The organism is Streptomyces sp. LaBMicrA B280, from assembly GCF_049222185.1.
In the GTDB taxonomy this organism is placed as follows: Bacteria; Actinomycetota; Actinomycetes; order Streptomycetales; family Streptomycetaceae; genus Streptomyces; species Streptomyces murinus.
Window position 1 is genome coordinate 1 of the sequence record NZ_JBMJCT010000013.1, and the last position, 13,852, is coordinate 13,852.

Genomic DNA, 13,852 nt, shown 5'->3' on the forward strand with positions numbered 1-13,852 from the left:
TGTGCTCTTCCGATCAGTTCCCCGGTCGGTCGGGGAACTCGGGCACGGCGCCCTGATGTTGTGCCGGGTGCGGTCGGCTCAGCGGCCGGTGCCGCCGTCGGCGTTGGGGCCCGCGTAGTCCTCGCCGTAGGCGCCCTTGGCGGGGCGGCGGCGGCGCATGGGGGGCTCGACGCCGTCGGCGAGGCGGCGGGCGGTGAGCAGGAAGCCGGTGTGGCCGATCATGCGGTGGTCGGGGCGGACGGCGAGGCCCTCGATGTGCCAGTTGCGGATCATGGTCTCCCAGGCGGTCGGCTCGTTGAAGCAGCCGATCTCGCGGATGGATTCCACGGTGCGCGCGAGCTGGGTGGTGGTGGCCACGTAGCAGCAGACGATGCCGCCGGGGACGAGTGCCTTGGAGACGGCTTCCAGGCATTCCCAGGGGGCGAGCATGTCGAGGATGACGCGGTCGACGTCGGTGTCGGACAGGTTGTCCTGGAGGTCGCCGACGGTGAGCTGCCAGGCGGGGTGGGGGCCGCCGAAGTAGCGTTCGACGTTTTGCCGGGCGATGTCGGCGAAGTCGTCGCGGCGCTCGTAGGAGTGCAGCATGCCCTGGTCGCCGATGGCTCGCAGCAGGAAGCTGCTGAGGGAGCCGGAGCCGACGCCGGCTTCCACGACGCGGGCGCCGGGGAAGATGTCGGCGAAGGCGAGGATCTGCCCCGCGTCCTTCGGGTAGACGACGGCTGCCCCGCGGGGCATGGACAGGACGTAGTCGGGGAGCAGGGGGCGCAGCGCGAGGTAGGCCACGTTGCCGGTGGTGCGGACAACGCTGCCCTCGGGAGCACCGATCAGTTCGTCGTGCGGGAAGGAACCCTTGTGGGTGTGGAAGTTCTTTCCGGCTTCGAGCGTGAACGTGTAGTGGCGGCCCTTGGGGTCGGTCAGCTGTACCTGGTCCCCGACCTTGAAGGGCCCGCGCCTGCGGGCGGCACCGGTCGGTTCGGACATGTGACCAGACTACCGGGTCCCCGCCGGGCGCTTGACCGGCGCGGGGGGCGTCGGGGGCGGGGCGGTCCGCCGGGCCGCTAGCTGGGCCGTGCCATGGCCTTGACGAAGGCGCGTTCCACGTCGGCGGCGGAGAGGACGCCGTAGATCTCGCCGGTGTTCTCGACCACGAGGTATTCGGTGGCGGGGGCGGCGCGCAGGGCGTCGAGGAGTTCTTCGCCGGACAGCTCGGCGGAGACGCGCATGGCGTCGGTGAGGTCCTGGGCGAGGCTGCTGACGGGGACCCAGGGGCGGCGGTGTTCGGGTACGCCGACGATGGCGGACTCGCGGACCAGGGAGAGGGGGTGGCCGTCGGCGTCGACGACGACGAGGGCGCGGGCGCCTGCGGTGTTGGCGCGGCGCAGGGCTTCGGAGAGGGGGGTGTCGGTCTCGACGGGTACGGCGCGGCGGGTGAGGGTGCGGGCGCGCAGTTCGGGGAGGTGTTCGCGGAGCCTGGCCATGCGCAGGCTGTTGCCGGCGCCGGTCCAGATGATGGCGGCGAGGATGGCGGCGAGCAGGGCGTCGGTGACGGTGTCCATGCCGCCGGTTTCCTCGGTGCCGCCGCCGAGGCCGCCGGAGGAGTTGAGCAGGGGCAGTCCGACGAGGACGGCGACGGCGAGGGCGCGGCCGACCCAGGCGGCGGCGACGGTGCCGCTCATGGGTTTGCCGGTGATCTTCCAGACGACGGCGCGGAGCATCCGGCCGCCGTCGAGGGGGAGGCCGGGGAGCAGGTTGAAGGCGGCCACGATGAGGTTGGAGACCATCAGGCCGGCGAGGAGGACGCCGGGGACGGTGCCGGGCTGCACGGGCTTCATGGCGAGGTAGAAGAGTCCGGCGAGGACGAGGGAGAGCAGGGGGCCGACGAAGGCCAGGACGAATTCCCGGCCCGGTGTCTCGGCTTCCTTCTCGATCTCGGAGACGCCGCCGAAGAACTGGAGCTGGATGCGGCGGACGGGGAGTTTGAAGCGGATCGCGGCGACGGTGTGGGCGAGTTCGTGGACGAGTACGGAGGCGTAGAAGGCGACCGCGAAGAACAGTGACACGAGGTATCGGGCGGCGCCGAGTTCGGGCAGTACCCGGTCGAGTTGTCCGCCGAACACCCAGGTGATCAGGGCGGCGACGAGGAACCAGCTCGGCGCGACGTACACGGGTACGCCGAAGGGGCGTCCCATGAGGATGCCGCCGCCGGGTTCCTTGGGGGGCCGCGGGGGTTCGCCCTTGGCCATGCCGGGGGTGGGGCCGGTGGGGGGTTCGGTGTGGGCGAGGGTGCGGTGGGTTTCGTGGGGGTCGGTGGCGGGGTCGCGGGGGCCTTCGGCGGTCTTGGTCCCGTCGGCCTCGGCCTTGTCCGCCCCGGCCTCGCCCGCGCCGGTGTCGGGCGTCTCGGTCTCGGTCTCGGGGCCGACGGTGTCCGTGTCTTGGCCGTCTTCCGTCGGTGCCGGGGCCTCGGAGGCCGGCGGCGGGGGCGTTGGGACTGCGGGGTGGTCGGTCGGCTGATCGTCGCCGGACCGCGGCTGCCCGCTCGCGCCGCTCACGTCCACGGTGTCCCCTCGTTCGAAGCGTCTTCCGCGCCTCTTGGGGCGGAAGGGTCTCTGATCGATGGTATGCGGCCGTGGTGGCACGTTTCGCCCCGGCACCCCTTGTGTTCGCACCGGGTCACTGTCGGTGGTGGGCCGTATGGTCTGTGGACATGGACACCAGCTTCGAGGAGGCGGGAGCCGCGGCGAGCGGTCCCGAGCCGACGGATCCGCCCGCGGCGGACGCGACGACCGGCGCCGTGGCGGCGAGCGCCGTGGCGACGCGGGAGCCCGCCCCTGTGGCCTCGGCCGCCGATTCCACTCCGGCGACCGTCGAGGCCGCCGAGGCCGCCCCCTGCGCGGTCCCCGTCCCGCGCCCCGCCGCCGCGCCGACCTCGCTCTCGCCCTCCCGCGCCGGTGACTTCATGCAGTGTCCGCTGCTGTACCGGTTCCGGGTGATCGACCGGCTGCCGGAGAAGCCGAGCGAGGCGGCGACGCGGGGCACTCTGGTGCACGCGGTGCTCGAGCGGTTGTTCGACGCGCCCGCCGGGGAGCGGACCGCGCCGCGGGCCAGGGCGCTGGTGCCGGGTCAGTGGGACCGGCTGCGCGAGAGCCGCCCGGAGCTGGCGGAGCTGTTCGCGGACGATCCGGACGGGCAGCGGCTGGCGCGCTGGCTTGGCGAGGCCGAGCGGCTGGTGGAGCGCTGGTTCACGCTGGAGGATCCGACCCGCCTGGAGCCCGCCGAGCGGGAGCTGTTCGTGGAGACCGAGCTGGAGTCGGGGCCCCGGCTGCGCGGCATCATCGACCGGGTGGACGTGGCGCCGACCGGCGAGGTGCGGATCGTCGACTACAAGACGGGCAAGGCGCCGCGGCCGGAGTACGCCGAGGGCGCGCTGTTCCAGATGAAGTTCTACGCGCTGGTGGTGTGGCGGCTGAAGGGCGTCGTGCCGCGCCGGCTCCAGCTGGTGTATCTCGGCAGCGGCGAGGTGCGGACGTACGATCCGGTGCTCGCCGATCTGGAGCGGGTGGAGCGCAGGCTGCGCGCGCTGTGGGACGCCATCTGCGAGGCCACGGAGAGCGGGGAGTGGCGGCCGCGTCCGACGAAGCTGTGCGGCTGGTGCGATCATCAGGCGCACTGCCCGGAGTTCGGGGGCACTCCCCCGCCGTATCCGCTGCCGGTGAGGGCGCGGGAGGCGGGCGATGTGCCGCAGGGCAGAATGGGCGCGGAATAGCGAAGGAGTGTCACGTGGCCATCCGCGTCCTACTGGTCGACGACCAGCCCCTGCTGCGTACGGGTTTCCGGATGATCCTGGAGGCCGAGCAGGATCTCGCGGTCGTGGGCGAGGCCGGTGACGGCCTGCAGGCTCTCGATCAGGTGCGGGCCCTGCAGCCGGATGTCGTGCTGATGGACATCCGTATGCCGCGGATGGACGGGGTGGAGGCGACCCGGCAGATCAGCGGTCCGGAGCGGAACGGCCCGGCGAAGGTGCTGGTGCTGACGACCTTCGATCTGGACGAGTACGTGGTGGAGGCGCTGCGCGCCGGTGCCAGCGGTTTCCTGCTCAAGGACGCGCCCGCGGACGAGCTGGTGCAGGCGATCCGGGTGGTGGCGGGCGGTGAGGCGATGCTGGCGCCGAGCATCACGCGCCGGCTGCTGGACAAGTACGCGACGCATCTGCCCTCGGGCGAGGAGCCGGTTCCGGACACCCTGCACACGCTCACGGACCGTGAGGTGGAGGTGCTGAAGCTGGTGGCGCGGGGGCTGTCCAACGCGGAGATCGCGGCGGATCTGTTCGTCAGCGAGACGACCGTCAAGACGCATGTCGGGCATGTGCTGACCAAGCTGGGTCTGCGGGACCGGGTGCAGGCGGCGGTGTACGCGTACGAGAGCGGTCTGGTGCGTCCCGGCGCGCAGTAGGCGGCGCGGGCTGCCGACGGCCGGTCGCCGGGGGCTTGTTCGGTACGACGGCGAAGGGCGCCCCTCTCCTCGCGGGGAGAGGGGCGCCCTTCGCCGTTGTCGGCGCTGCCGCCGTCGTGGTCGGCGGGTCAGCCGCTGACACCCCGGCCGAGCTCCCAGAGCTGGAGCGTGGAGGAGGAGTTGACGGCGTAGGCGACGCCCGTGATGTCGTCGCGGGCGGCGATGTACTGCTTGCCCTGCCACAGCGGGAGGACCGGGACGTCCTCGGCGACGGTGTCCTGGATCTTGGTCAGGCTGTCCGCGGCGGAGAGGCGGTTGGCGTCGCGGCGGGACTGCGGGATCAGGTTCCGCTGGATGTCGCTGTTGGAGTACGGCGAGCCGAGGAAGTTGTCCTTGTCGAGGAACGGCGCGAGGAAGTTGTCGGCGTCGGGGAAGTCGGGGAACCAGCCCATGCCGTAGACGTCGTACTGGCCCTTCTCCTCGGCGGGGCGGAAGGAGTCCCAGGGGTGGCCCTGGATGGTGACGTCGAACAGGCCGCTGTCGTTGAGCTGCTTCTGCAGGACCTCGAACTCCTGCTTGGTGGCCGTGCCGTAGTGGTCGGTCGTGTAGTGCATGGTCAGCTTCACCGGGGTGGTGATGCCGGCCTTGGTGAGCAGGTTCTTGGCCTTGGCGGCGCTGGGGTTTCCGTACTTGTTGAAGAACGAGTTGGAGTGCCCGGTGACGGTGGCGGGGACCAGCGAGTACAGCGGCTCGGCCTCGGTGCCGTAGACCTTGGAGACCAGTTCGCCGCGGTTGATGAGCTGGGCCATGGCCTGGCGTACGGCCTTGGACTTCACCGTGGGGGCGTTGGTGTTGAAGGCGAGGTAGCGGATCTCGAGGCCCGGCATGTCGACGAGGTCGACGTTGTCGTCGCTGCCGGAGTCCAGCTTCTGGATCTGGGCGGGCGACATGGTGCGGGTCATGACGTCGATGTCACCCTTGTCGATGGCGGCGCCCATGGCGTCGGCATCGGCGAAGGAGCGGACCACGACCTTGTTGTTGTTCACCGTCTGGGCCCCCTTGTAGTGGGGGTTCTTGGTGAAGGTGACGCTGACGATCGCGTTGTCCTTGACCTCGGCCTGGAAGGTGTACGGGCCGGAGCCGTCCAGGTGGAAGCCGTCGCGCAGGGAGCCCTTGGGGTAGTCCTTGGGGTCGAGGATGCCCGCGACCGGGGTGGACAGCTTGTAGGGGAAGGTGGCGTCGGCCGTCTTGAGGTGGAAGACGACCTCGCGGTCGCCCTGCGTCTCGATGGTGTCGATGGTGTTCAGCAGCGAGGCGACACCGCTGTCGGCCTTGATGTGCAGGGCGCGTTCGATGGAGAACTTGACGTCCTGGGCGGTCACCGGGTCGCCGTTGGCGAAGGTGAGGCCCTCGCGCAGCTTGCAGGCGTAGCGCTCGCTGCCGCTGTCGGTGAAGCCGCAGCTTTCGGCCGCGTCCGGGACCGGGTCGCCCTCGCCCTTGGGCTCGGCCATGAGGGTCTGGACGGTCTGGCGCAGCAGGTTCCAGCTGCCGACGTCGTAGGCGTAGGCCGGGTCGACCGGAGCGGGGGCGTCCTTGGTGACGGTGAACCGGTCCGTGGTGCCGACGACGATGGCGTCGCCGCCCTTGCTCCCGCTGCCCGATCCGCCGCACGCGGCGAGGACCGGGGTGAGCAGGCCGGCCACCGCCGGCAGCACCAGAGTCTTGCGGTTCATGCGGGGGTTTCTCCAGAGCTGTTCGGGTCCGTGTTTCCGGCGCGCATGGGTGGCGCGCGGCGGAGTACGGGGGTTTCTTCGGTGATGTTCTCGCGACGAGATTAGTCCGCGCCCCGTGGGGCGTTCACAGCCGCGTGAGTTGACTCTCCATCACGCTGTGAAACCGGGTGTGGACACACCGAAAACCCGACAGTGGCAGGATTAGTGCAGCGTCTCATCAATCGGGACACAAGGGCGTGCCGCTCCCGGTCGAACCGGGCCGGTCTGCATACTCGTCAGACCTTGTCGAGACCCTTCGGGGTGGCGAACGTCACATCTTCAACTGCGCGGGACGGCGGTCGAATTCGGCCGTGCCGACTTGCGGTGAATTCCCTTGGGCGTACTTCCGCGGTTATTTGAGGGCCGCGGTCAATGGCCTTTGCACGCTGGGTGAACGGCTAGGGCATTTCCGTCATCAGGCCCCGCAGAAATGCGAGGTCGACGTGTTCGAGGGAGGGGACGACGGTGCGTCGTTCGGCCGGGCCGATGGGGGCGAGGGAGGGTACGGCGACGACGCGGCAGCCGGCGGCCTCGGCGGCGGCGACGCCGGTGGAGGTGTCCTCGACGACGGCGCATCTGGCGGGGTGGGCGCCGAGTCCGCCGGCGGCGAGGAGGTAGGGGTCGGGGAAGGGCTTGGTGCGGGTGACCTCGTCGCCGGCGATGGACAGGGCGAAGTGGTGCGGGCCGAGGACGGCGAGGACGCGGTCGATGATGCGCCGGTGGGAGGCGGAGACGAGGGCGGTGGGGACGCGGTGCTGGTGGAGTTCGGCGAGCAGCCGGGCGGCGCCGGGTTTGAGGGGCAGGCCGGTGCTGATGCGGGCCTCGAAGCCGTCGTTGAGCAGGACGCTGAGTTCGGCGAGGGTGATGTCGGCGCCGGTGGCCTCGATGAGGAAGCCGGCGCTGCGGGTCATCGGGCCGCCGACCACGATGTGCTTCCAGGAGTCGTCCAGGGTGTGGCCGAGGGCGGCGAAGACCTCCGTCTCGACGTCCCACCAGAAGCCCTCGGTGTCCACCAGGGTGCCGTCCATGTCGAGGAGGACCGCTTGCAGGGCGGATCCTTCGGCCGAACGGGTTCCGAGCGCGGGGACCGTGCTGGTCATCCGGCGCACCTCCTTGAGGGACGTTCAGGCCGGCTCCCCTGCGGGGAACCGGCCTGCGGTGGACCGACCAGTGTACGACTCCGCGCGGCGAAGCGCTTCGTTTATCGCTGGTGGCCCGGGGTATCCCGAAAGTCCCCGGGCGTGGCCCGAGGGACGCTTCTCCGTGCCCTTGGCATATGCCTCAGCGGGCGTTGAAGTACTTCGCCTCCGGGTGGTGGATCACGATGGCGTCCGTGGACTGCTCGGGGTGGAGCTGGAACTCCTCGGAGAGGTGGACGCCGATCCGCTCGGGCTCCAGCAGGGCCGCGATCTTGCCGCGGTCCTCCAGGTCCGGGCAGGCGCCGTAGCCGAGGGAGAAGCGGGCGCCGCGGTACTTCAGGGCGAACATCTCCTCGATGTCGGCGGGGTCCTCGCCGCCGAATCCGAGTTCGGTGCGCACGCGCGCGTGCCAGTACTCGGCGAGGGCTTCGGCCAACTGGACGGACAGGCCGTGCAGTTCGAGGTAGTCGCGGTAGGCGTTGGCCTCGAACAGCTTGGCCGTCTCCTCGCCGATGCGGGAGCCGACGGTGACGACCTGGAAGCCGACGACATCCCGCTCGCCGGACTCCTCCGGGCGGAAGAAGTCGGCCAGGCACAGGCGGCGGCCGCGGCGCTGGCGCGGGAAGGTGAACCGGGTGCGCTCGTTGCCCTGTTCGTCCAGGACGATGAGGTCGTCGTCCTTGGAGACGCAGGGGAAGTAGCCGTAGACCACGGCCGCTTCGAGCAGGTTCTCGGTCTGGAGCCGGTCCAGGAGTCCGCGCAGCCGGGGCCGGCCCTCGGTCTCGACCAGTTCCTCGTACGACGGTCCCTCGCCGGTGCGGACCTGTTTCAGTCCCCACTGGCCCTTGAAGAGGGCGCCTTCGTCGAGCCAGGAGGCGTATTCCTTGAGCTGGATGCCCTTGATGACGCGGGTGCCCCAGAACGGCGGGGCGGGTACCGGGTTGTCGGTGGAGACGTCGGAGCGGACGTGCCCCTCCTCCGGGCGCTCGGTCACCTCGACGGGGGCCGTGGCGCGGACCCGGCGTTGCTTGAGTTCGGGGAGTTTGGCGCCGGGGACGCCGCGTTTGACGCCGATGAGGGCGTCCATGAGGCGCAGGCCCTCGAAGGCGTCGCGGGCGTAGCGGACCTCGCCCTGGTGGTGCCCTTGCCGTCGGCGTCGGACTTCTCCATGTGGGGTTCGAGGTGGGCGACCGCGGCCTTCATCACCTCGGCGGACTGGAGGACGAACGGCAGCTGCATCTGGCCCGAGCCGAACAGCTCACCGACGACCTTCATCCCCTCCAGCAGCGTCTCGTTGACGATGTCCAGGGCGGGGCGGTCCTGGAGCGCGGTGTCCAGGTCGGCCTCCAGGCCGTTGCGCTCACCGTCGATGATCCGCCGCTTGAGCCGCTCCTCCAGCGGCAGCGCGGCCAGCTCCTCGGCCCTGCCCGCCTTCAGCGACTTCGCCGTCGCCCCCTCGAACAACCGCATCAGCTTCTGGAGCGGGTCGTAGCCCTCGGCGCGCCGGTCGTGGATGAGGTCGAGCGCCGTTCGCACCTCTTCCTCGCTGAAACGCGCGATGGGGAGGATCTTGGAGGCGTGCACGATCGCCGAGTCGAGTCCGGCCTTGACGCACTCGTCCAGGAAGACGCTGTTGAGAAGGATGCGGGCGGCGGGGTTCAGGCCGAAGGGTCACGCGTCGGCGGGGTCAGACCCCGCACCCGCTCCACGACCTGGCGCAGGTGCTCGGGAGTCGTACCGCAGCAACCACCGACCAGCGAGAGGCCGTACTCACGGACGAACGTCTCCTGGGCGTCCGCCAGCTCGGGGGCGGTCAGCGGGTAGTGGGCGCCGTCCTTGCCGAGGACGGGCAGGCCCGCGTTGGGCATGCAGGACAGCGGGATGCGCGCGTTGCGGGCGAGGTAGCGCAGGTGCTCGCTCATCTCGGCCGGGCCGGTGGCGCAGTTGAGGCCGATCATGTCGATGCCGAGCGGCTCGAGCGCGGTGAGGGCCGCGCCGATCTCGGAGCCGAGGAGCATGGTGCCGGTGGTCTCGACGGTGACGGAGACGATCACCGGGAGGTCCAGGCCGAGGGCGGCCAGGGCGCTGCGGGCGCCGATGACGGATGCCTTGGTCTGGAGGAGGTCCTGGGTGGTCTCCACGAGCAGCGCGTCGGCGCCGCCCTCGATCAGTCCCTCGGCGTTCGCCTGGTAGGCGTCGCGCAGCACGGGGTAGGGCGCGTGGCCGAGGGTGGGCAGCTTGGTGCCGGGGCCCATGGAGCCCAGGACCCAGCGGGGGCGGCCGTCGCGGGCGGTGAACGCGTCGGCGCTCTCCCGGGCGACCCGGGCGCCGGACTCGGAGAGTTCGTGGACCCGGTCGGAGATGTCGTACTCGCCGAGGGCGGAGTGGTTGGCGCCGAAGGTGTTGGTCTCGACGCAGTCGACGCCGACGGCGAAGTACGCCTCGTGGACCGAGCGGACGATGTCGGGACGGGTGAGATTGAGGATCTCGTTGCAGCCCTCGAGCTGCTGGAAGTCGTCCAGGGTCGGGTCCTGGGCCTGGAGCATCGTGCCCATGGCTCCGTCGGCGACCACCACACGGGTGGCGAGCGCCTCTCGGAGCGCGGACGCACGGGTCCGGCTGTCGGCGATAGGGGACGTTGGCAACGAGGCCATGTAAGGGCTCCCTGAAGGTGCGACGGCTGTCGGCTATGCGGTGCCCCACGGCAGGTGGGAGGGCCGCACGGCGCCAGACTAACCGGGAGTGGGCTTGGATGGGCACCGGCGTCCACGTGACGGACGCGGATGGCCCCACCGCCACGTGCGGGCCACATGTGATGTAACAGGTGTCGACCGACCATTAGCGGGAGGTCGGCATGGACCGGTAGTGTTCGACATTGCCGAACGGTGGTAGCGAAGCGCAGGAAGTCGGCGGCGCTTCGCCCATAGATGTGTTTCGGCAGTCGAAGGGGACGGAGGCAGTACGGCGATGGCACGGAACATCCAGTCGCTCGAACGCGCGGCCGCGATGCTGCGGCTGCTCGCGGGCGGCGAGCGACGCCTCGGGCTGTCGGACATCGCCTCTTCGCTCGGACTCGCCAAGGGCACCGCGCACGGCATCCTGCGCACCCTCCAGCAGGAGGGCTTCGTGGAGCAGGACGACGCCTCGGGCCGCTATCAGCTGGGCGCGGAGCTGCTGCGCCTGGGCACCACCTATCTGGACGTCCACGAGCTGCGGGCGCGCGCCCTGGTGTGGACGGACGATCTGGCCCGCTCCAGCGGGGAGAGTGTGCACCTGGGCGTCCTGCACCAGCAGGGCGTGCTGATCGTGCACCACGTCTTCCGGCCCGACGACAGCCGGCAGGTGCTGGAGATCGGGGCCATGCAGCCCCTGCACTGCACGGCGCTCGGCAAGGTGCTGGCGGCGTACGACCCGGTGGCGCACAGCGAGGCGCTGGAGAGCGAGCGCAAGGCGTTCACGGACCGCACGGTGTGCGACGCGGCGGAGTTCGAGCACATCCTCGACCTCACGCGCGCGCGGGGCTACGCGGCCGACGTGGAGGAGACGTGGGAGGGCGTGGCGTCGATCGCCGCGCCCGTCCACGACCGGCGCCGGATGCCCGTGGGTGCCGTCGGCATCACGGGGGCGGTGGAGCGGCTGTGCCGGGAGGGCGAGCTGCGGCCCGAGCTGATCGCGGCGGTGCGCGACTGCGCCCGCGCGGTCTCCAGGGACCTGGGCGCCGGGCGGTTCTGAGGGTCCCCGAGGGATCACGCTCTGTTGTGGGTAGGACCGGGACGCCGGGCGGCGTTCCGGCTCTCGGCCTACCCTGAAGTGGACAAAGTGGGGCTAAAACTACATAGCGTAGCGAAGAGTGATAGCCGACGGCGATCAATAACGATCCGGTTTTCGATAAGAGAACTCTTGACGCACGCGTAACACCGAAGCGAGACTCCCGTCCATCGGTCGGCATTGTCGAACACCTATCGGTAATACGCGTTAGAGTGTGACAACGCCAAGGGCCGGCATCGCTCTCACCCCCGAGGGCACCAGAACCCCCGGTGGGACCGGGGTTCGCTTACCCCTGGACGAAGGACAAAGGAGTCGCGGGTGTCCAGCTCCGACATCTTCATCGGCGAGACCCTCGGTACCGCCATACTCATCCTGCTCGGCGGCGGCGTCTGCGCCGCTGTCACGCTGAAGGCCTCCAAGGCCCGTAACGCCGGTTGGATCGCCATCGCCTTCGGGTGGGGCTTCGCCGTCATGACGGCCGTCTACATCTCCGCGCCGCTCTCCGGCGCCCATCTGAACCCGGCCGTCACCGTCGCCCTGGCCATCAAGAACAGCGACTGGAGCGACGTTCCGTACTACCTCGGCGGCCAGCTGCTCGGTGCCATGATCGGTGCGGTCCTCGTGTGGCTCGCCTACTACGGGCAGTTCCACGCGCACCTCACCGACAAGGAGATCGTCGGCGGTCCTGGTGCCCAGGCCACGTCGGCCAAGGCGGTCGAGGCCCAGGAGCAGGGCGCGGGCCCGGTGCTCGGCATCTTCTCCACCGGCCCGGAGATCCGGAACGTGGTGCAGAACCTCGTCACGGAGATCATCGGCACCATCGTGCTGATCCTCGCGGTCCTCACGCAGGGCCTGAACAACAATGGCAACGGCCTCGGCGCGCTCGGCGGTCTGATCACCGCCTTCGTGGTGGTGGCCATCGGCCTGTCCCTCGGCGGCCCGACGGGCTACGCGATCAACCCGGCCCGTGACCTCGGCCCGCGCATCGTGCACGCCCTGCTGCCGCTGCCCAACAAGGGCGGCTCCGACTGGAGCTACGCCTGGATCCCGGTGGTCGGCCCGCTGATCGGCGCCGCCATCGCGGCGGGTATCTACAACGTCGCCTTCTGACGAAACCCCCCACAAGGGATTCGCGCACGCGCCGTACGTTCAGCCCCTCAACCACGGACCTTTCAGGAGCACACAGTGACCGACGCCCACACCGCAGGCCCCTTCATCGCGGCGATCGACCAGGGCACCACCTCCTCGCGCTGCATCATCTTCGACCGGGACGGCCGCATCGTCTCCGTCGACCAGAAGGAGCACGAGCAGATCTTCCCGAAGCCGGGCTGGGTCGAGCACAACGCCAACGAGATCTGGACCAACGTCCAGGAGGTCGTCGCCGGAGCCGTCGAAAAGGCCGGCATCACCCGCGACGACATCAAGGCCATCGGCATCACCAACCAGCGCGAGACCACCGTGCTGTGGGACAAGAACACCGGTGAGCCCGTCCACAACGCCATCGTCTGGCAGGACACCCGCACCGACGGCCTGTGCCGGGAGCTCGGCCGCAACGTCGGCCAGGACCGCTTCCGCCGCGAGACCGGCCTGCCGCTGGCCTCCTACTTCGCCGGTCCCAAGGCCCGCTGGCTGCTCGACAACGTCGAGGGCCTCAAGGAGCGCGCCGCCGCCGGGGACATCCTCTTCGGCACCATGGACACCTGGGTCATCTGGAACCTGACCGGCGGTGTCAACGGCGGACAGCACGTCACCGACGTCACCAACGCCTCGCGCACCATGCTCATGAACCTGCACACGATGCAGTGGGACGAGAAGATCGCCGAGTCGATCGGTGTGCCGCTGAACATCCTGCCCGAGATCCGCTCCTCCGCCGAGGTCTACGGCGAGGTCACCGGCGGCAAGCTCGGCGACCTGTTGGGCGGCATCCCGGTCGCCTCCGCGCTCGGCGACCAGCAGGCGGCCCTGTTCGGCCAGACCTGTTTCTCCGAGGGCGAGACCAAGTCGACCTACGGCACCGGCACCTTCATGGTGATGAACACCGGCGACAAGATCATCAACTCGTACGCCGGTCTGCTGACCACCGTCGGCTACAAGATCGGCGAGCAGCCCACGGTCTACGCCCTGGAGGGCTCGATCGCCGTCACCGGTTCGCTGGTGCAGTGGATGCGCGACCAGATGGGCCTGATCTCCACCGCCGCCGAGATCGAGACGCTCGCGCTCTCGGTCGAGGACAACGGCGGCGCCTACTTCGTGCCGGCCTTCTCCGGCCTGTTCGCCCCGCACTGGCGTTCCGACGCCCGCGGTGTGATCGCCGGTCTGACCCGGTACGTCACCAAGGCGCACCTCGCGCGCGCCGTCCTGGAGGCCACCGCCTGGCAGACCCGGGAGATCGCCGACGCCATGGTGAAGGACTCCGGCGACGAGCTGGTGGCCCTGAAGGTCGACGGCGGCATGACCTCCAACAACCTGCTGATGCAGACGCTCGCCGACGTCCTGGACGCGCCCGTGGTGCGCCCGATGGTCGCCGAGACCACCTGCCTCGGCGCCGCCTACGCCGCCGGCCTCGCCGTCGGCTTCTGGTCCAGCACCGACGAACTGCGCGCCAACTGGCGCCGGGCCGCCGAGTGGACCCCCCAGATGGACGCGGAGACCCGCGACCGTGAGTACAAGAACTGGCTCAAGGCCGTCGACCGGACCATGGGCTGGATCGAGGACGAGAGCTGA

9 protein-coding genes and 1 pseudogene are annotated in these 13,852 nt (G+C 70.1%); 5 read left to right on the top strand and 5 right to left on the bottom strand.

Translation table 11 applies throughout. The features are described 5' to 3' along the window. Positions 1-78: 78 nt before the first annotated feature. Both ACLF5H_RS13655 and ACLF5H_RS13660 read right to left on the bottom strand, forming a co-directional pair. Complete coding sequence (locus ACLF5H_RS13655; RefSeq protein ID WP_037651283.1) at positions 79-981, bottom strand: tRNA (adenine-N1)-methyltransferase; 903 nt, start codon at positions 979-981, stop codon at positions 79-81. A gap of 77 nt (positions 982-1,058) precedes the next feature. Beyond that, positions 1,059-2,555 carry a site-2 protease family protein gene (locus ACLF5H_RS13660; protein ID WP_421676339.1) on the bottom strand — a complete coding sequence of 499 codons (1,497 nt, stop codon included), beginning with the start codon at positions 2,553-2,555 and terminating at the stop codon, positions 1,059-1,061. Between the two features lie 149 nt (positions 2,556-2,704). Between ACLF5H_RS13660 and ACLF5H_RS13665 the strand changes: the two genes are divergently transcribed. Together ACLF5H_RS13665 and ACLF5H_RS13670 are read left to right on the top strand one after the other, a co-directional pair. Then, entirely contained in the window at positions 2,705-3,763 is a 1,059-nt protein-coding gene (locus ACLF5H_RS13665) for a PD-(D/E)XK nuclease family protein (protein ID WP_421676340.1), read from the top strand. A 14-nt stretch (positions 3,764-3,777) separates the two neighbouring features. Further along, positions 3,778-4,449: a response regulator gene (locus ACLF5H_RS13670; RefSeq protein ID WP_046423998.1), complete on the top strand. Its 672-nt coding sequence runs from the start codon at positions 3,778-3,780 to the stop codon at positions 4,447-4,449. 128 nt (positions 4,450-4,577) lie between these two features. Here ACLF5H_RS13670 and ACLF5H_RS13675 read toward each other — a convergent pair whose 3' ends face one another. From ACLF5H_RS13675 to ACLF5H_RS13685, 3 genes and pseudogenes are all read right to left on the bottom strand, one after another. After that, positions 4,578-6,182, bottom strand: coding sequence for an ABC transporter substrate-binding protein (locus tag ACLF5H_RS13675; RefSeq protein WP_421676341.1), 1,605 nt, complete (start codon positions 6,180-6,182; stop codon positions 4,578-4,580). A gap of 437 nt (positions 6,183-6,619) precedes the next feature. Continuing rightward, entirely contained in the window at positions 6,620-7,321 is a 702-nt protein-coding gene (locus ACLF5H_RS13680) for an HAD family hydrolase (protein ID WP_421676342.1), read from the bottom strand. A 181-nt stretch (positions 7,322-7,502) separates the two neighbouring features. Beyond that, a pseudogene (locus ACLF5H_RS13685) lies at positions 7,503-10,014 on the bottom strand (homocysteine S-methyltransferase family protein). Between the two features lie 313 nt (positions 10,015-10,327). Here ACLF5H_RS13685 and ACLF5H_RS13690 point away from each other — a divergent pair. The 3 genes from ACLF5H_RS13690 to glpK all read left to right on the top strand — a co-directional run bounded on the left by ACLF5H_RS13690 (position 10,328) and on the right by glpK (position 13,852). Further along, positions 10,328-11,092, top strand: a complete 765-nt coding sequence (locus ACLF5H_RS13690; RefSeq protein WP_421676343.1) for an IclR family transcriptional regulator — start codon at positions 10,328-10,330, stop codon at positions 11,090-11,092. 354 nt (positions 11,093-11,446) lie between these two features. Beyond that, positions 11,447-12,238: an MIP/aquaporin family protein gene (locus tag ACLF5H_RS13695; RefSeq protein WP_421676344.1), complete on the top strand. Its 792-nt coding sequence runs from the start codon at positions 11,447-11,449 to the stop codon at positions 12,236-12,238. 75 nt (positions 12,239-12,313) lie between these two features. Further along, on the top strand, positions 12,314-13,852 hold the full coding sequence (gene glpK / locus ACLF5H_RS13700; RefSeq protein WP_421676345.1) for a glycerol kinase GlpK: 1,539 nt from the start codon (positions 12,314-12,316) through the stop codon (positions 13,850-13,852).

Bases quoted from the DNA above. Each gene is read 5' to 3' on its own strand.
- ACLF5H_RS13680 (WP_421676342.1), bottom strand. From the start codon at position 7,321: ATGACCAGCACGGTCCCCGCGCTCGGAACCCGTTCGGCCGAAGGATCC.
- ACLF5H_RS13655 (WP_037651283.1), bottom strand. From the start codon at position 981: ATGTCCGAACCGACCGGTGCCGCCCGCAGGCGCGGGCCCTTCAAGGTC.
- ACLF5H_RS13665 (WP_421676340.1), top strand. From the start codon at position 2,705: ATGGACACCAGCTTCGAGGAGGCGGGAGCCGCGGCGAGCGGTCCCGAG.
- ACLF5H_RS13675 (WP_421676341.1), bottom strand. From the start codon at position 6,182: ATGAACCGCAAGACTCTGGTGCTGCCGGCGGTGGCCGGCCTGCTCACC.
- ACLF5H_RS13690 (WP_421676343.1), top strand. From the start codon at position 10,328: ATGGCACGGAACATCCAGTCGCTCGAACGCGCGGCCGCGATGCTGCGG.